This is a genomic window from Lwoffella lincolnii, from assembly GCF_037201985.1.
GTDB classification, from domain to species: Bacteria; Pseudomonadota; Gammaproteobacteria; order Pseudomonadales; family Moraxellaceae; genus Psychrobacter; species Psychrobacter lincolnii.
Window position 1 is genome coordinate 1,445,622 of record NZ_CP147511.1, and the last position, 18,250, is coordinate 1,463,871.

Consider the following 18,250-nt stretch of genomic DNA (forward strand, 5'->3'; position numbering starts at 1 on the left):
CGGCATCATCAGTCATCACAAGTCATTATCCCTAACGTCATCATTATCACTGTCATCAGTGTATGGTTTATTCACCTTAATGCCTGCTTGTGCCATTAAACCATCTGGGCTAAACACCCCTTCATAGACAAAAGCAGTCGGTCCTGTCATCATCATGTTATAACCTGGTTGCCATTTGACCAGCATACTGCCCCCGTATAATTGAGCTCGAATGTCTTCACCTTCATCTAACCAGCCTTCATTGATGCCAACTGCCACAGCAGCACACGCCCCTGTACCACAAGCTTGAGTTTCACCCACCCCACGTTCATAAACACGCAAGCGAATGTGCCGTTGGTTCATGATTTGCATAAAACCGACATTAACCCGCTCGGGAAAGGCTTCATGTGCTTCGATGGCTTTACCCAGCCTTTCAACATCAGCGGTCAACACATCATCAGTTTTGATGACAGCGTGGGGATTGCCCATGTTGGCAACATACAACTGCACAGGAGTGCCGTTGACATTGAGACGGTAGGTATTTTGGATTTTGGTGATGGCTTTTGGGGCAAAAGGAACATCAGCAGGCTTAAACTTGGGCTTACCCATATCGACTTGCACCCAACCATAGCGGTCGGTGGTTAATGTTAAGATGCCACTGACCGTTTCAACTCTTAAGCGTTGCTTAAAGGTAAGTTTGCGTGCTTGCACAAAGCGAGCAAAACATCTTGCCCCATTGCCACATTGTTGTACTTCTGAGCCGTCTTGGTTAAAAATACGATAACGAAAGTCCACATCCGGTCTGGTTGGTGGTTCAACCACCAATAATTGGTCAAATCCGATGCCAAAGTGGCGGTCGCCCAGTAATTTAATGAGTGGCGTGGTTAAATCCAAACGCTGAGTCACCAAATCGATGACCATAAAGTCATTGCCCAGTCCGTGCATTTTGGTAAATTCTATTAACATGATAATTCCTTTGGTTTTGTTTTGTGATTATCTTATCACGTCAACCGATAGCTTGCCATGATGGCTAAAAAATGATGGCTAAAAAAATCAGACAAAAAATCCAAAGCTTGCAATCGACAGCTTTGGATAAAAAATTAAAAAAAAAGAATGTGCTGATTGGGTCAAACGTTCATCAATGACTCGGTGGCAAATAAGTCTTCAATGCGTTCTCTGGCTCGAATTTGTTGCATTTTATCACCACAGACCATGACCTCACATGCTCTAGGGCGAGTGTTGTAGTTGCTGGACATGACAAAACCATACGCCCCTGCCCCTGTCATCGCAAGCAGTTGTTGCTCTTTTAAGTCAAGCAAGCGTGCCTTTGCCAAAAAGTCGCCTGTCTCGCATATCGCTCCTACGATGTCCCAAGCTGTCTTTGGCACAGATTGACTGATTGGTTCGTCTGATTGTTTGGCAAGCATCACAGGAATGACTGCCATTTCTGCTTCATATAAAGCAGGGCGGATTAAGTCATTCATGGCAGCATCAACAATGGCAAAGTTTTTGCTGTCATTGTCCAAAGACAGACTGGGTTTGAGTACATCAACATGAGTCAACAGCACACCAGCATTAGCAACAATGCTACGCCCCGGCTCTAAAAACAGTGTTATTGGTTTTTTAGCATTATCTAACAACTTTTTAAGCTGATTTGTAACAGCAACAGCAAAGTCTGCAACCGCATCAACCGACTCATCAATATACTGCACACCAAGCCCACCACCAATATCAATGTGAGCAAACTCAATGCCTGCACCGTTTAATTTCTCAATCAAATCAATCAGCTTATCCAACGCATGCAAAAATGGCTCAGTCTCAGTCAGCTGTGAACCGATGTGGCAGTCGATGCCTACGATGTTAAGATTTGGCAGGGCTTGAGCTTGTTGGTACACCGCCAATGCCTGATTATGAGCAATGCCAAATTTATTTTGCTTAAGCCCTGTTGAAATATAAGGGTGCGTACCTGCATCCACATTGGGGTTAATGCGTAAGGAGATGGGTGCTTTTACTTGCATCTGCCCTGCCACACGGTCAATCAATTCAAGCTCACTGACCGACTCAACATTAAAACAACCAATGCCTTTTTCTAACGCATAACGAATGTCACAAGCGGTCTTACCAACGCCTGAATACACCACTTTTGACGCATCACCACCTGCCGCCAACACCCGCATCAACTCACCCACCGACACAATATCAAAGCCACTGCCCAACTCACTTAGCACACCAAGCACTGCTAAGTTGGAGTTGGCTTTAACCGCATAACAAACTTGAGCAGGCACGCCTAAGTCTGCAAACGCATTGGCATACGCCAAATAAGCTTGCTTGATGGCGGTATGACTATACACATAACAAGGCGTGGCAAACTTCTTTGCCACATCGGATAATGACACTTCTTCAACATAAAGTTGTTCAGAAGCAAGTTGTTCAAAAGCAAAGGATTCATGGTCAATTTGCGATTGATGGTCTAAATGTTGACAAGGTCGATAAGAAAGATAAGGCAAACAATCAACCAACGCATGTGGATTGATGTAGCACCCCATGTCCGTATCATACCGAATGGCAGACCTATCAGCAGACAGCTCAGACAACTTATCGAACGAATGGGAAGAAACAACAGACGAAACAACAGACATAGACATTCCAACAAAATAGCCAAAACCAAACTAAATAACACCCAAGGAGAACTTAAAACGCTTGGTCAGGATTATCACTGATGACTTGCTCTTCTACTGAGCCTGTGCCTGTCATGGTGTCAGCCGTTGGCTCACCAGTCTGTGTTTCTTCTGACATCTCTTCGGTTGGGTCAACGGTTATCACATCTTCTGTTGCATGTTCAGCCAAATGCTCATTGGCATCATCGGTACTGGCAACCACTTCTGAACCTGTGGTGCTGTCCGTATTGGTATCGGTGGATTGACCACTTTGATTGCAACCAACCAAACATGAAGCAGCCAAAAATACCGCAACCGAAGTGGTGCTGACAAGGGCTTTATTGACATTAAAAACAGATAAAATACGCATAACATTACCTTAGTATGAATAAAGGGCAAAAGGGTTACTATTTTAACATGACCTTAAGTTAAAAAAAGTGATTTTGCGTAAGTAAAACCAATCGCAAATTAAATCAATCACATGTTAAATCCAATCAATATGCCTGCATTGGATTATCCTGCAATAGATGCAAATTGGTTGGGTCTGTGGACAGTTGGTGATGTTTATCATCAGCTTGCTTGCTGATAACGTCTGCCATGTTATCCGTGGTTTGCTTGTCTGCTAATGGCCGAGTTAATAAAAAACGGTCGTCAGCATCACCCTTGGCGGTGCCTGGCAAATACAAATCACCCTTTTGACCACACGCTGATAATTGCCCCATGACAACCAACAACAAAATGGTTAGGACAGATTTCGAGATATTCATATCAATGCTCTCTGTTATATCCATGTTTTTGTATCAATGTTCTTGTATTAATGCTCTCTTAGGATAAGAACATGCCTGTATTGTGGTGGTTTAAAATATGCTTAATATGCTTAATATGTTGTCGCTTAATACCGTCATCTTAATGTCTTAACATTCTAATATCTTAACTTAGGGCTATTTAGGATTGATTTTAACACAGTATTGCTCAGTCAATCATTTGATGGGTTTTGCTTTATGGGTTTATCTTTTATGCAATGGGTTAAGCCTTTCATGCTTTTGTTTACCCTTTTAACCGCAAACAACGGTATAATAAGCCCCTATTTTTGCGACTTGTTTTTGTGACTTGCGTTTGTTAATACTTGGTCTGCTTGTTTATTTCTTAACATTTCATTCATATTCATAGGAATTTGATTTATGACAATCATGATAAACCCCACTTTGGTATTAAACTGTGGTTCTTCTTCTATCAAATACGCCTTAATCAGTGAAGACAATCAAAGTCGCATCACAGGCTTGGCAGAAGGATTGGGAACACCATTGGCACAACTTAAACACACCAACACTGATGGTGATAAACAGTTGTTTAAACTCAATGGGGCTGACCACAAGCAAGCCCTGACAGAGATTTTACAGTTGTTAAAAGAGCATCAACCTGTGGCGGTTGGGCATCGGGTGGTTCATGGAGGGCGTCAATTTTCATCGGCCGTTAAGATTGATGAGCATACGTTATCAGAAATCAAACAGTTGACCGTATTAGCCCCATTACACAATCCTGCCAATGCTTTGGGCATCGAAGCGGTCAACACCCTTTATCCTAATTTGCCACAGGTGGCGGTGTTTGATACTGCCTTTCACCAAAGTATGCCTGATGTGGCGTTTCGTTATGCCATTCCCAAAGAGCTGTATGAAGAATATGGCATTCGCCGTTATGGCTTTCATGGCACATCACACGCCTATGTGTCGCATCGAGCCAGCAAGCTTAGCAACACACCAGCCCCACACGGTTGGCTAACTGCCCATTTAGGCAATGGTTGTTCAGCAGCAGCGATTTATGATGGCAAAAGCTTGGACACCAGCATGGGACTAACCCCACTTGAGGGCTTGATGATGGGTACAAGAAGTGGTGATGTTGACCCAAGTTTACACGCTCACTTGCACCGAACTCGAGGCATGAGCATTGAAGAGATTGATACTTTATTGAACAAACAAAGTGGCGTGCTGGGGGTGTCTGGCATCTCCAACGACATGCGCACCATTGAAGAAGCGGCGGCTGATGGCAATGCCAATGCCAAGCTGGCACTTGCCATGTTTGAATATCGAGTGGGTAAATATCTGGCGGCATTAAGCTGTGCTGTGCCAACGCTGACAGGCATTATCTTTACAGGTGGTATTGGTGAGAATGCTGCTGAGACTCGTGCCAATATTTTGGCGGTGATGCGTCATTTTGGCATTCACATTGACGCTGATAAAAATGCCAAGCTTATCCGTGGCGGTGAAGGCAGTTTTCACCACCCTGACAGTCGGCTTGAACTTTGGGTTATTCCCACCGATGAAGAGTATCAAATTGCCATGGAAACCCGTGAGGTGATTGGCAAGTAGCTTGGTCGGTCTTATTTTGGCTAATCTTATCTTGGTTAATCTGATAAAGAATTTACCCATTATTATTCTATATCATGATTGTTTTGTATCATGATTGTTTTGTATCACATTCATAAAAAGGGCAATTTATGCAAACCATTTTACTGATACCCACTCAAAGAGGCATTGGTCTGACATCTGCCAGTTTGGGCTTAATCAAAGCGTTAGACTACTCTGGCATTAAGGCAGGCTTTATGAAGCCATTTTTGCAGACTGATGATGACTCTAAACACAATTTAAATGCGTCTGGGGCGTTGGCGGAAAAAGCCTTTGGCATCAAATCCCCCAAGCCGATTAACCGTCATCGCATGGAGCGCATGATTGGCGATGGTCATTTAGATGATTTGATGGAAGAAGTGGTGGCAGGGCATCAAAACCTAAAAGATGACTATGACGTGATGGTGTGCGAAGGCTTAGTGCCGTCTGCTGATGCGTCTTATGCGGTCAGTGTCAATCATGCTTTAGCAAATGCTTTAGATGCTCACATCGTTTTGGTCAGTACTGCCGACTTACAAAACCCTGAAGCACTGGCATACAAGTTGGACGTACACGCCACCGAATTTGGTGGTCTGGCAAGTTCACGCACTTTGGGTTGTATTTTAATGCGAGTACAAAATGTGCCAAACGTCTTTGAAAATCAACCTGTCGCCCCAGGGCAAGCCAATATTGACTTAGATGATGCGTTTATCAAGGCAGTCAAAAAACTCTCCCCTGCATTTGCCACCGATAAGTTCCATCTATTAGGGGTTGTGCCATTTTCTAATAGTTTGTCTGTGCCAAGAACATGGGACATCGGTCGAGAGCTTGGGGCGTATTGGATAAATAAAGGCGAAGCCAAATCTCGCCGAGTGAATCGCACCACTTTGACTGCCCAAACGGTTGCCAACATTGGGCAGGTGTTTAGCCGTGGTAGCTTGATTGTCGCTCCTGGTGACCGAGACGACATCTTACTGGCGACTGCCTTAGCTTCAATGAATGGTGTGCCAATGGCAGGCATCATCTTAACAGGGGGCATCACGCCCAACAGCACCATCATCGACTTGTGTCGCCCTGCTTTAAAGACGGGCATGCCTGTGATGAGCGTTAAGACCAACAGTTATGATACGGTTCAACGTTTAAGCAATATCAGCAATGAAATCCCTGAAGATGACATTGACCGTGCCAGTGAAGTGGCTCGCTTTGTTGCCGCTCATTTAGATTTAGATTGGCTAAAAGATTACTTTAGTCGTGGACATGTTCCAAGATTATCACCGTCTGCGTTTCGTCATTTGGTGGTTAAAAAAGCCCAACAAACCAAAATGCGCATCGTCTTACCAGAAGGAGCAGAGCCACGCACAGTAGAAGCTGCCAGTATTTGCCAGAGCCGTGGCATTGCCAACTGTGTGCTGTTGGCAACCCAAGAAGAAGTGGAAGAAGTTGCCAAAAACCAAGGCATCGAGTTACCCGAAGGCATTGAAATCATTGACCCTGCCAGCATCGCCAACAACTATGTCGATGCCATGGTTGAGCGACGCAAAGGTAAACTGACCGAGCCAATGGCAGCAAGTCAACTTAAAGACACCGTGGTGTTAGGGACGATGATGTTATATCAAGGTGAAGTAGATGGGTTGGTATCAGGAGCGGTACATACCACCGCCAATACCGTGCGTCCTGCTTTTCAGCTGATTAAAACCTCACCAGATTATTCGCTGGTATCATCGGTATTTTTTATGCTATTGCCTGAGCAAGTCGTGGTGTATGGTGATTGTGCCATCAACCCCAACCCCAACGCCGAAGAGCTGGCAGAAATTGCCATTCAATCCGCCGCCTCTGCCAAAGCATTTGGCATTGAACCAAAAGTGGCGATGATAAGCTATTCAACTGGCACATCAGGCACTGGCGATGATGTGGAAAAAGTCAAAAAAGCCACCGAAATTGTGCGTAAACGAGTCCCTGACTTGTTGGTAGACGGCCCCTTACAATACGATGCCGCCTCTGTTATGAGCGTGGGCAAGAAAAAAGCACCCAACTCACCTGTGGCAGGGCAAGCCAATGTGTTTATATTCCCCGACCTAAACACAGGCAACACCACTTATAAAGCAGTACAACGAAGTGCCAACGTCATCAGTGTCGGACCCATGTTGCAAGGCTTAAACAAACCTGTCAATGACTTATCTCGTGGGGCATTGGTTGATGACATTGTCTATACCATTGCCTTGACTGCCATTCAAGCCAACAGCTCAAACGTATGATAAGCAATAAAATAACAAGTAATCGCTGAAGCAATTTGTTAAAATGCTTGTCATACTTGTGAAAATGCGTGTATGCCATGCTCGTGTATGCCTGTTTCTTGTATGCCATGTTGATGTAATCATGCGGAGTAGCCATGTCTGGATTTGATAAACCTGACAAAGACGCACAGCTTGCCTTGCTCATCGATGCTGATAATGCGTCAACGGAGCATTTAGACCGCCTGATGTCAGAAATCGCTGCCATTGGGCGAGCCAGTGTTCGCCGTGTCTATGGTGACTGGACAAAACCACAACTGGGTAGCTGGAAGGGAAGATTGCTTAACTACTCACTACAGCCCATTCAGCAGTTCGCCTACACCACAGGCAAAAATGCCACCGACTCTGCTCTTATCATTGATGCCATGGATTTGCTATATACAGGGCGGTTTGATGGCTTTTGTTTGGTTACATCTGACAGTGACTACACACGACTGGCTCAGCGTATGCGAGAGCAAGGTTTGCAGGTATTTGGCTTTGGCAATCGCAGTACGCCAAAAGCCTTTATGCAAGCGTGTGATAAGTTCACTTATCTTGAGATGTTTGACAACAACAAAGAGATGCCTAAGGTGGATTTTTATGACTCAGCGGACATGTTGTTCTCTATGGACAGCAATCAGTTTAAGCCTGTAGATGTGGCAATCACACTGGTCAAACTTGCCATTGCCAGCATGGCAGATGACCAAGGGTGGGCAAACATCGCCCCTGTCAAAAACTACATCTTAAAGGTTGAGCCAGACTTTGACTCTCGTCTGTTTCATTATGATAAATTTAGCGACTTTTTGCGGGCGTATCCCAGATATTTTGAGTTAGAAGAACGCTATCCCAATGACAATCAACATAAAGTCATCTTTGTGCGTAACCGAATTTTAGAAGCTCGCTAAACCGATTTTGGTTAAACCAATATTAGCCAAACTGATTTTATTTCACCCAAATTATTTCTGTTATCAAGGTAACCCAACACAATGACGCAATCGATAAGCCAACAAACACAACAACCTCAATCAACCGAACAACAAATCCAAACCCATATTGACGCTTGTCTAAAGCTTGTTACCGACGCATTAGATGATGTCAAAGCCAAAAACATCACCGTGCTGGACGTCACCAATTTGACCGATGTTGCCGACCGTATGGTCATCGCCGAAGGCACATCAAAACGCCATGTGCAAGCCCTTGCTGACCATGTGTCTGTTACCGCCAAACACGCAGGCTATCTGCCATTGGGGCGTGAAGGTGAAAAAGAAAGCGACTGGACTTTGGTGGACTTAGGTTCTGTGGTGGTGCATGTGATGATGCCCCAAGCTCGTGAATTTTATGATTTAGAAGGCTTATGGTCATCACCAGAACAGCTTGCCCAGCTTACCCAACCTATTCACGACAAACGCTCATATGAAAATCGATGACCAGTCTCCACTCAACCAGTCTCCACTCAACAAGCTGACCCGACTGACCCAATATGAACCATACTGATATGGGTCTGTTTTTTTAACCGATATTTTTTAACCGATATTTTTTAACCAATGTTTATTGCAGTTTAACTTAAAGGGCTTTGAAAGAGAAATTACTGTTTTGTCAGGCACGCCAGAGAATGCTGAAAAAATCAACGACATCATCAAGCGACTTGGTTCAGAACACCCTGATGATTGGTTGCCAGTCTTTTATGAAGAAAATGGTTATCGTGGTAGATAGAGTTGCTTATTTTAACCCTGCGGCAGCTGCCACATTTTCCTAACTAAGGAGTAATTTATGAAAGTAAATTTTACCAAAAAAGCAACGGCGGCAATTTTGTCATTGTCCCTAATCGCCCCTGTTGGGGTGGTTATGACCTCAACCATAGCTCACGCCATTACGGTATTTGACTCTGCTGTTTTTGCTCGTCAGCTATAACAGCTTAACGAGGCAAAAAGACAGTATGACCAAGCAAAAGCTACTTATGACCAATTCAGAGGTAGCCGTGATATTGGTGTATTGTTTAATCAATACGGCAGTCAAATGCCAAAAGAAATGCAAGATATGTACAAAGACTACCAGTCAGGTAACTGGGCGGGTCTTGCAGACAAGGTGGCTCGCTTAGAAAAAAGCCAGCAACTGACAGGCACACAAAAAGAGCAACTGTCTCAAATCGCCAATCAAACCAAAATGCAAGCACTTGGCAATAAGGCTGTTTTAGATGATATGTTTGCCAAGAGCAACCAGCGTTTTGCTCAAATTCAGCGTATGGCAAATTCCATTGACCTACAAAAAGACCCCAAAGCCGCTGCCGACCTATTAAACCGCATTCAGGTAGAAATTGCAATGATTCAGCTACAAAGCAACCAACTTCAAATGATGAATATGCTTATGCAGGCTGAGAAAGATATGCAGGAGCAAAGAGCGAAAGAACGGTCAATGAGATTTAATAGCAATGGCTCAGGAAATGCCGTTCAAAAGTGGCAGTAATTGTATTGATTAAGTGGTAAAATGTTTGTGTGCAGGGCTTATGTGTTATGGGTCTTGCACACAAATAATCAATCAATTTACACTTGGGGTCTTTTTATGAAAAGTTTAGTTATTTTTGTGTTAGTTTCTTTGACTGTTTCTTTATCTGCTTGTGGAGAAAAGAAAGCGGATTATACTGTTGATGAACTTTACCAAAACAAAGAATTGAGAAGAGAACTATTGACTACCTGTAAAGAAAAATTGTCTCAAATTGGTAATTATGAAAAGTTGGTTAAAGATGAGCCAAATTGTGGTGTTGCACAGGCAGCAGAGGAAAGATACTCAAAAGAATTTAATAGTAATAGTCCTGATAAGCAGGTTCAAAAGTGGAATTAGAAAATGGCTGAATATACTGGCGAAGGTTCTGGTTTTTTAAGTGTTAGTTTTGAAAAGGTAAACAGCTCTTTGGCGAGTTTTGCCAGTAGTTATTCTGACATTATCGCCAATGAAATTGCTCCATTGGTCGCTCTTGGTCTTACACTAACTTTTATTACATTGGGTGTTTTAGTGACCATGAATGATGTATCTAATCCCTGCTAGGTTTGTTGCCGATAATACCACTCAATATGTCTATCAAACCCCACCTTTAACAAACTGGCAATGATACGCCCTGTCAGTCCCCACACAGTTTCACCATCTACTTGCCAACATGGGGTAACCAGTTTCATACTCTGCCCTGCCACTTGTGTGATTAAATGATAATCTACCGTCGGTGCATGACGCAGATACTGCCAGTCTGCCCAAAATATCCGCTCAATCTCACCCTGCTCTGCTTGCAATGATAAATTTGGCGGAATAACCGCCACAATCGGACGCACGACCAACCCTGATTTGGACGTTTGGGTGGGCAGTTGTCCCAACAATCGCACCCCAGTTGGGTCAAGATTCACTTCTTCTAAGCTCTCTCGTAAGGCGGTAACGATGTTATTGGTGTCAGCAGGTTCGTATTTACCCCCAGCAAAGGCAATTTCACCAGCATGAGCGGTGATGTGTGATGCCCTTTTGGTCAGCAACAACATGGGGTGCCTCTCATTGGTCAGTGCCACCAACACACTGGCATGAGCAATGGGCGTTTGTATCAAGTCATCGATGGTTTGTGAATGACGGGTTTGTGAATGACGGGTTTGCAAGTCATTGGCAATGCCTTGAGCGTTGGCAAAGCGTAACCGATGCAACAGTTGACGTAAGTCGGCATGATTTAAATCATGGGCTTGAGCCATTTGTAGGGGTAATGTGTTCCATGTTGGATAAGACGTGATATGATGGCTGTTCATGATGTTATGTGGGTATGGTGGCGGTGGCAATGTGTGGCATATGATAATAATGTAACTGTTCTATTGTCGACAACTGCTCTATTATTAATCACTGCTCTATGAACTGCATAATCAGTAAAATATTTTTCTATTTGTTGGAGTTTTTTATGTCATTTTGCCAAAACTGTGGTCATCATGCCAAACATCAAATACCACAAGGCGACAATCGCCCACGACTGGTTTGCTCTTATTGTGGGCATATTCATTATGACAATCCTAAGATTATCTGCGGTGCGTTGGTGGTGCATGACGATAAAGTGTTGTTATGTCAAAGAGCCATTGAACCACAATACGGCTTGTGGACATTGCCAGCAGGATTTATGGAAATTGGCGAAACCACGGCTCAAGGGGCATTAAGAGAGACCCTTGAAGAAGCCGATGCCATTGCCATCAATCCCATGCTGTATTGCTTATATGACATTCCCAAGATTGGTCAGGTGTATGTGCTGTATTTGGCACAGTTGCAACATGGTCAGTTTGGGGTGGGCAGTGAGAGTCTACAATGTGGGTTGTTTGCTGAAACTGACATTCCTTGGGATAAACTGGCTTTTGAAGCGGTTAGACGCACCTTGCGTCATTATTTTGCTGACCGCCGTGCTTATTCTCAACAGATGTCATCAGCACCACCGCTACATCATGAACGCATAGACAAAGAGATGATGAAGTGATAAAGACATTCAACATGCCATCGTCATCAACAAAACCCTACTTGATAGACACCAAATATTAACTTGACAAACACAAAAACATCAAAATTTATCAGGGATTTTATGTTGAAAATGCCCCCTAAACACACAATATAGGACATCAAGTAAGGCCATACCAAACTTAAAGCCATATTGAACACAAAAACCATATTGAATAAAAAGGACAACAACATGAGATTTGATAAATTTACCCAAAAATTGCAAAAAACCGTCCAAAACGCACAAAGTCTGGCGGTTGGGCATGACCATACCAGCATTGATGCGGTGCATTTATTGGCAGTTTTATCACAAGATGAGTCCATTATGTCGCTTTTACAGCAAGCAGGAGGCGACATTAACAAGCTACAACAGGGCATCAAAAAAGCACTGGAACATCAAGCCACTTTAACCAACCCCACAGGTGAAGTTAATTTTAACCAAAATACCATTAAAGTACTCAACTTAGCTGACCGTTTTGCCCAAAAAATGGGCGATGAGTTCATCGCCACAGAATGGCTATTATTGGCATTGGCAGAACACAGTGACAGTCAAAAAATCTTACAATCAGCAGGCGTGGACACCACTCAATTAAACCAAGTCATACAAACCGTGCGAGGAGGTCAAACCGTGAACACTCAAAATGCCGAAGACCAACGAGATGCCTTAAATAAATACACCATCAACCTGACCGAGCGAGCAGAACAAGGCAAGCTAGACCCTGTCATCGGACGAGATGAAGAGATACGCCGTACCATTCAAGTGCTGTCACGCCGTACTAAAAATAACCCCGTGTTGATAGGTGAACCGGGGGTAGGTAAAACCGCCATTGTTGAAGGCTTAGCACTCAAAATTGTCAATGGTGACGTACCAGAAGGCATGCGTCATAAGCAAGTGTTATCACTGGATTTGGGGGCTTTAATCGCTGGGGCAAAATATCGGGGTGAATTTGAAGAACGCCTAAAAGCAGTACTCAGTGACCTTGCCAAACAAGAAGGCAACATCATCTTATTTATCGATGAGCTGCATACCTTAGTGGGGGCAGGCAAGTCAGATGGGGCAATGGACGCTGGCAACATGCTCAAACCTGCATTGGCTCGGGGTGAATTGCACTGTGTGGGGGCAACAACACTGGACGAATACCGTCAGTACATCGAAAAAGATGCCGCCCTTGAGCGTCGCTTTCAAAAAGTACTGGTGAATGAGCCATCGGTAGAAAACACCATCGCCATCTTACGAGGGCTAAAAGAACGTTATGAACTGCATCATGGTGTGGATATCCAAGACAGTGCCATCATCGCCGCTGCTCGCATGAGTCACCGTTACATCACTGACCGTAATTTACCTGATAAAGCCATTGATTTGGTAGATGAAGCCGCCAGTCGTCTGCGTATGGAAATGGACAGCAAACCTGAAGCTTTAGATAAGTTAGACAGTCGTCTTATCCAGTTAAAGATGCAACGTGAATCGCTCAAAGGCGAAGATGATGATGGGGCAAAATCACAAGTCAAACTCTTGGATAATGAAATTGAAGGGTTACAAAAGCAATATGCTGACCTAAATGAAATTTGGCAAGCTGAAAAAGCCTTGGTCAAAGGCAGTCAACAGCTCAAAGATGAGCTGGATAAAGCACGCATTGCCTATGATAAAGCCAGTCGTGAAGGTGACTATGAAACCATGAGCAAACTGCAATACGAGACCATTCCACAACTAGAAAAACGCATCAGCGAATCAGATTTAGCACAACAGCATGATAAGTCAGGCAACATGGGCAACACCAAACTGCTTCGTAACAAAGTTACCGACAATGAAATTGCTGAAGTGGTCTCTGCCGCCACAGGAATCCCTGTCAATAAAATGCAACAAGGTGAACGAGAAAAAATGCTCAACATGGAGAGCAAACTTCACGAACGGGTCATCGGACAAGATGAAGCCATCAAAGCGGTTGCTAATGCGGTGCGACGTAGCCGAGCAGGACTGGCTGACCCCAATAAGCCCTTTGGTTCGTTTTTATTTTTAGGGCCAACAGGTGTGGGCAAAACCGAGCTGACCAAATCGCTTGCTAATTTCTTATTTGATGATGAAAATGCCATGACACGCATCGATATGAGTGAGTTTATGGAAAAGCATAGTGTCAGTCGTTTGGTGGGTGCACCTCCAGGATACATTGGCTATGAAGAAGGTGGGTTACTGACCGAAGCGGTACGCCGTAATCCTTATGGTGTGGTTCTGTTTGATGAAGTTGAAAAAGCACACCCAGATGTGTTTAACATTCTCTTACAAGTATTGGACGATGGGCGATTAACTGATTCGCATGGTCGGGTGGTGGACTTTAAAAACACTGTCATCATCATGACCAGCAATTTAGGCAGTCACAAAATCCAAGAGCATTATCATGACGATAACTCAGATGGCTCAGCTAACCAAGACAGCAACTATGAACAAATTAAATCAGCGGTGATGGAGTCGGTCAATGCCCATTTTCGTCCCGAATTTATCAACCGCATTGATGAAATCGTGGTGTTCCACCCATTGGGTCGCCATGAGATGGCAGGCATCGCACAGATACAACTGGAGCGGTTGCGTCATCGTCTAAAAGAGCGTGAGCTTAACATTGAGCTGTCTGATGATGCCATGGAGCAGTTACTCAGTGTTGGCTATGACCCTGTCTATGGAGCAAGACCGCTTAAACGAGCCATTCAACAACAGATAGAAAACCCACTGTCCCTAAAATTGCTTGCTGGTGATTTTGTGGCAGGTAACATCATCAAGGTGGGGGTGGCTGATGACCAATCTGCCATGCTAACATTCGATAAGTTAAGGTTGAATTGACACCCCACTCACTGAATAAAAGACCAACAAAATACCCCTAATGGCAAGCATCAGGGGTATTTTTTTATCTTTTTTTTACTATTTATCATTTGCCTTTATGTCGTTTGCCCTTACTCACAGCGGAAAGTGATGGCAAACTCATAGTCTTCATCACTTGCCAAACTGGCTTTACCCAAACCCAACACACTGGTGGCAATTTGCCCTGCTTTTTGAATGACTCTGTCAGTGCGTTCGTCTAACACCCCATTGTAGGTGATTTTATCCGTTAAGATGATGGGGCTTTTAATGCCACAAGTTGATTTGGCATTAGCCAGCGCCATTCGTTGTGCTTTTACCTTACTGCTACCAAAACCTGTGGTTTCATAGACTTGATTGGCACGTTGCATCACAGGCGTGGTGGGCGTGGTCTGACAGCCTGCCATCATGCCTACAGTCAAAAGCAAGGCAAGCTTAATGTGGGGAGACTTAATGTGGTGAGAATAAATCAGGCGCATAAATTTAATTCCATTCATGAATAATAATTAATAGATAACAACCAAATTGATAACAATTAAATTATAAATTGATAACAATAAATAAAGACAGTCATTTAGCCATAATTTAACCAATAATAGTTAGTGGTTAGCCATGATAACACAGTAATCAACCATAGACAGGGCATTTTTAACAACACTGATAACATCGATGACATGCAGATGATTCATAGCAAGGTAAGGACAACAGACAACATATGATGACAAAAAATGATGATGAGAAAAAGACTTTAGGCTTAAACGTGTCAGGCTTAAACGTGGTATAAAAACCAAAGTGGCATAAAAACTTTATAAAACCCCATGCAAATTAAGGCTTAATTGGTTATAATGGCTTAACAATCCATGATGTTCGTTTTGACAGAATGTTTGATAAAATAATAACCAATCCATACGACACAATGACATGACTATGGGAGTGATTATGAAAAGCTACATATTATATGATGATGGGCGTCACAAGTGCGTCGCTTTTTCAATGCCAGAAGATGACGAAAGTGTCCCATCTAATCAGTTTCTTATCCTCGATGGTCAAGAAGCTGCCTTGATTGACCCGGGTGGTGATTTGACGTTTTCACCACTGACCATACAAATCACCAAATTTTTACACATGGAACAAATAAAATACATCATCGGTTCACACCAAGACCCTGATATCATCGCTTCCATGCCACGCTGGTTATTGCACACACCACAAGCCCACTTGATTATCCCTGTGCTCTGGGAACGGTTCTTACCACATTATAACTCCAGTTTTACTAAGGGACGGTTAAAAAAAGACATCTCAGAGTTTCTCATCACCATTCCCGACACAGGTGGCAGTTATCCTTTGGGCGACAGCCACATCATTGCCATTCCTGCGCATTTCTTGCATTCTGTGGGCAATTTTCAGTTTTATGACCCTGTGAGCAAAATCTTATTTTCAGGTGATATGGGAGCTTCTTTGGTTGGGAATTCTGGGCAAGTGGTTGAGGATTTTGATGCACACATCGCACAGATGAAAGGCTTTCACACACGCTATATGAACAGTCAAATTGCCACCCGTGCATGGGCTAAATCCATACAATATTTGGACATGGAAAAAATGGTACCACAACATGGCTGTCGCTTTGATGGTCAGCCAATGATTGGGCAATTCATCAGATGGATAGCCAATTTGCCCTGCGGTGTGGATCTGATTGATGATAAAACCTATGATTTTAGTCATTTGCTATGATAAATTCGTTGCCAATAAAACATAAAAAGCAGAGCATAAAAAACAGAGTTTAAAATAAGCAAAATTCACTGACAACACACCACTTATCGCAAAACAGCTTACCCAAATTGGATAAGCTGTTTTTTTTAGTGATTAAGATTTTTAGCAATCAAAACCGCTGTTTAAATTGCTTGGGTAATTTTGCCTGAATGTCATCAAACTGTTTTTTCAGTTCTTCTTGACTGGGTAAGGCATTGGCATTGATGTCAAAGTTGGCATTGGTATTGGTATTGGCATTCATAGCTTGATTGCCACCACCAAAGAGCGGGCCACCGCCCCCCATGCCCATGCCGCTTGCCAAACCTTGCACCGCTTTCATCATTTTGCTAATTCCTTCTGGTTTTGACAACATTTTCATCATTCTTGCCATTTGTTTGTGTTGTTTTAGCAAACGATTGACATCTTGTATTTGTTTTCCTGAACCTTCGGCGATGCGACGCTTACGACTGGGGTTAATTTTATCGGGATTTTGTCGTTCAAATGGGGTCATGGAGTTGATTAACGCTTCCATTTCCTTAACCTTTTCTTCTGGTTTGGCTTCTTCAAGTGCTTTTTGAACATCTGCTCCATTCATACCAGGCATTTTATCCAAAAATCCTGCCATGCCTCCCATATTTTTCATTTGCTGAAATTGAGTTAACAAGTCTTCAAGGTCAAAATCACCGCCTTTTTGGATTTTTTTCGCCATTTTTTCGGCTTTTTCTCGATCCACTTGTCGCTCAACCTCTTCAACAAGGCTTAGCACATCACCCATGCCCAAGATGCGTTGAGCAATCCGCTCTGGGTGAAAAGGCTCAAGAGCATCTAACTTCTCACCACGCCCCAAAAACTTAATGGGTTTGCCAGTGATGGCTCGTACTGACAACGCAGCACCTCCACGAGCGTCGCCATCCGTTTTGGTTAATATGACTCCTGTCAATGGCAATGCGTCATTAAAGGCTTTAGCGGTGTTGGCGGCATCTTGCCCTGTCATTGAATCCACCACAAACAGCGTCTCTGATGGGCTGACCGATGCTGTTAATGCCTTGATTTCATTCATCATCGCATCATCAATGTGCAAACGACCTGCTGTGTCAATGATGAGAATGTCTTGGTATTGAATTTTGGCCTGTTCAATGGCGCGATTGGCAATGGTAATGGGGTCTTCATCAACACTTGATGGCACAAACTTAGCCCCAGCCTGTTCTGCCACCTGCTCAAGCTGTTTGATGGCGGCAGGGCGGTAGATGTCAGCTGACACCAGCATCACCTTTTTCTTTTGACGCTCTTGTAGATATTTGGCAAGCTTACCTGCTGTGGTGGTCTTGCCTGCCCCTTGCAAACCAGCAAGTAAATAGATGACTGGTGGCTTACCTGTCATCTCAAGTTGTTGATTGGCACTGCCCATCATTTCGGTGAGTTCATCATAAACGATTTTAACAAACGCTTGCCCTGGGGCTAGGTCTTTTAGCACCTCTTCACCAAGGGCTTGTTCTTTGACTCGTTTGACAAAATCACGAGTAACGGATAATGCCACATCGGCTTCTAACAATGCCATGCGGACTTCACGCAAGGTGTCTTTAATATTGTCTTCTGTCAGTTGTCCTGTGCCTGCAACATGACGTAGGCTAGATGATAGGCGTTCGGTTAGGGTTTCAAACATGGGCTACTACTCTACTAATGGTTATGATGAATGATGATGCGATTAACTTAAGCATGTATTGTGTATTATGTCATGTATTGTCAATGATACGAAATGATGGTTTTATCAAGGGATTGATGTCAAAGGATTGCCATCAAGCGGTTAAAACATCTCATATAAAGCATATTCCTTATGTTTTATCGCACAAGCCATTTTATCTCATCGCA

18 protein-coding genes and 1 pseudogene are annotated in these 18,250 nt (G+C 43.6%); 12 read left to right on the forward strand and 7 right to left on the reverse strand.

Annotation, left to right across the window (positions count from 1 at the left end; genetic code table 11):
* Nucleotides 1-15 precede the first annotated feature (15 nt).
* The 4 genes from dapF to lptM form a co-directional block, all read right to left on the reverse strand.
* Nucleotides 16-945, reverse strand: a complete 930-nt coding sequence (dapF, locus tag WDM69_RS06505; protein WP_078306899.1) for a diaminopimelate epimerase — start codon at nucleotides 943-945, stop codon at nucleotides 16-18.
* Nucleotides 946-1,106: 161 nt separating this feature from the next.
* Nucleotides 1,107-2,525 carry a diaminopimelate decarboxylase gene (gene lysA, locus WDM69_RS06510; protein WP_205760106.1) on the reverse strand — a complete coding sequence of 473 codons (1,419 nt, stop codon included), beginning with the start codon at nucleotides 2,523-2,525 and terminating at the stop codon, nucleotides 1,107-1,109.
* Nucleotides 2,526-2,670: 145 nt separating this feature from the next.
* Nucleotides 2,671-3,006, reverse strand: a complete 336-nt coding sequence (locus WDM69_RS06515) for a hypothetical protein (RefSeq protein WP_078306901.1) — start codon at nucleotides 3,004-3,006, stop codon at nucleotides 2,671-2,673.
* Between the two features lie 124 nt (nucleotides 3,007-3,130).
* A complete protein-coding gene (gene lptM, locus WDM69_RS06520) occupies nucleotides 3,131-3,403 on the reverse strand; it encodes an LPS translocon maturation chaperone LptM (protein ID WP_143823266.1) in 273 nt (90 codons plus the stop codon).
* 423 nt (nucleotides 3,404-3,826) lie between these two features.
* On the opposite strand from lptM, the gene WDM69_RS06525 reads away from it, so the two are divergent.
* The 9 genes and pseudogenes from WDM69_RS06525 to WDM69_RS06565 all read left to right on the forward strand — a co-directional run bounded on the left by WDM69_RS06525 (nucleotide 3,827) and on the right by WDM69_RS06565 (nucleotide 10,329).
* Nucleotides 3,827-5,002, forward strand: coding sequence for an acetate/propionate family kinase (locus WDM69_RS06525; protein ID WP_411350822.1), 1,176 nt, complete (start codon nucleotides 3,827-3,829; stop codon nucleotides 5,000-5,002).
* Nucleotides 5,003-5,130: 128 nt separating this feature from the next.
* Complete coding sequence (pta, locus tag WDM69_RS06530) at nucleotides 5,131-7,272, forward strand: phosphate acetyltransferase (RefSeq protein ID WP_078306904.1); 2,142 nt, start codon at nucleotides 5,131-5,133, stop codon at nucleotides 7,270-7,272.
* Nucleotides 7,273-7,406: 134 nt separating this feature from the next.
* Complete coding sequence (locus tag WDM69_RS06535; RefSeq protein ID WP_078306905.1) at nucleotides 7,407-8,192, forward strand: NYN domain-containing protein; 786 nt, start codon at nucleotides 7,407-7,409, stop codon at nucleotides 8,190-8,192.
* 81 nt (nucleotides 8,193-8,273) lie between these two features.
* Complete coding sequence (gene rsfS, locus WDM69_RS06540) at nucleotides 8,274-8,714, forward strand: ribosome silencing factor (RefSeq protein ID WP_078306906.1); 441 nt, start codon at nucleotides 8,274-8,276, stop codon at nucleotides 8,712-8,714.
* A gap of 124 nt (nucleotides 8,715-8,838) precedes the next feature.
* Nucleotides 8,839-9,000: a hypothetical protein gene (locus WDM69_RS06545; RefSeq protein ID WP_158077864.1), complete on the forward strand. Its 162-nt coding sequence runs from the start codon at nucleotides 8,839-8,841 to the stop codon at nucleotides 8,998-9,000.
* Nucleotides 9,001-9,057: 57 nt separating this feature from the next.
* A complete protein-coding gene (locus WDM69_RS06550) occupies nucleotides 9,058-9,198 on the forward strand; it encodes a hypothetical protein (protein ID WP_158077865.1) in 141 nt (46 codons plus the stop codon).
* A 60-nt stretch (nucleotides 9,199-9,258) separates the two neighbouring features.
* Nucleotides 9,259-9,750: pseudogene (locus WDM69_RS06555) on the forward strand (type IV secretion system protein); the annotation flags it as partial.
* Nucleotides 9,751-9,846: 96 nt separating this feature from the next.
* Nucleotides 9,847-10,125: an EexN family lipoprotein gene (locus WDM69_RS06560; protein WP_078306908.1), complete on the forward strand. Its 279-nt coding sequence runs from the start codon at nucleotides 9,847-9,849 to the stop codon at nucleotides 10,123-10,125.
* A 3-nt stretch (nucleotides 10,126-10,128) separates the two neighbouring features.
* Nucleotides 10,129-10,329: a hypothetical protein gene (locus tag WDM69_RS06565; RefSeq protein WP_078306909.1), complete on the forward strand. Its 201-nt coding sequence runs from the start codon at nucleotides 10,129-10,131 to the stop codon at nucleotides 10,327-10,329.
* Here the strand turns inward: WDM69_RS06565 and WDM69_RS06570 are convergent.
* A complete protein-coding gene (locus WDM69_RS06570; protein ID WP_240494850.1) occupies nucleotides 10,326-11,063 on the reverse strand; it encodes an NUDIX hydrolase in 738 nt (245 codons plus the stop codon). The two genes, WDM69_RS06565 and WDM69_RS06570, sit on opposite strands and share 4 nt — an antisense overlap.
* 146 nt (nucleotides 11,064-11,209) lie before the next feature.
* Here WDM69_RS06570 and WDM69_RS06575 point away from each other — a divergent pair, with 146 nt between their 5' ends.
* Nucleotides 11,210-11,770, forward strand: a complete 561-nt coding sequence (locus WDM69_RS06575; RefSeq protein WP_078306910.1) for an NUDIX hydrolase — start codon at nucleotides 11,210-11,212, stop codon at nucleotides 11,768-11,770.
* Between the two features lie 210 nt (nucleotides 11,771-11,980).
* Nucleotides 11,981-14,617, forward strand: coding sequence for an ATP-dependent chaperone ClpB (gene clpB, locus WDM69_RS06580; RefSeq protein ID WP_078306911.1), 2,637 nt, complete (start codon nucleotides 11,981-11,983; stop codon nucleotides 14,615-14,617).
* 110 nt (nucleotides 14,618-14,727) lie between these two features.
* Here clpB and WDM69_RS06585 read toward each other — a convergent pair whose 3' ends face one another.
* A complete protein-coding gene (locus WDM69_RS06585; RefSeq protein ID WP_078306912.1) occupies nucleotides 14,728-15,111 on the reverse strand; it encodes a hypothetical protein in 384 nt (127 codons plus the stop codon).
* Nucleotides 15,112-15,571: 460 nt separating this feature from the next.
* On the opposite strand from WDM69_RS06585, the gene WDM69_RS06590 reads away from it, so the two are divergent.
* A complete protein-coding gene (locus WDM69_RS06590) occupies nucleotides 15,572-16,363 on the forward strand; it encodes an MBL fold metallo-hydrolase (RefSeq protein WP_078307091.1) in 792 nt (263 codons plus the stop codon).
* A 148-nt stretch (nucleotides 16,364-16,511) separates the two neighbouring features.
* Here WDM69_RS06590 and ffh read toward each other — a convergent pair whose 3' ends face one another.
* Nucleotides 16,512-18,044 (reverse strand): signal recognition particle protein, encoded by a 1,533-nt coding sequence (gene ffh / locus WDM69_RS06595; RefSeq protein ID WP_338755160.1) that lies wholly within the window; start codon nucleotides 18,042-18,044, stop codon nucleotides 16,512-16,514.
* Nucleotides 18,045-18,250 lie beyond the last annotated feature (206 nt).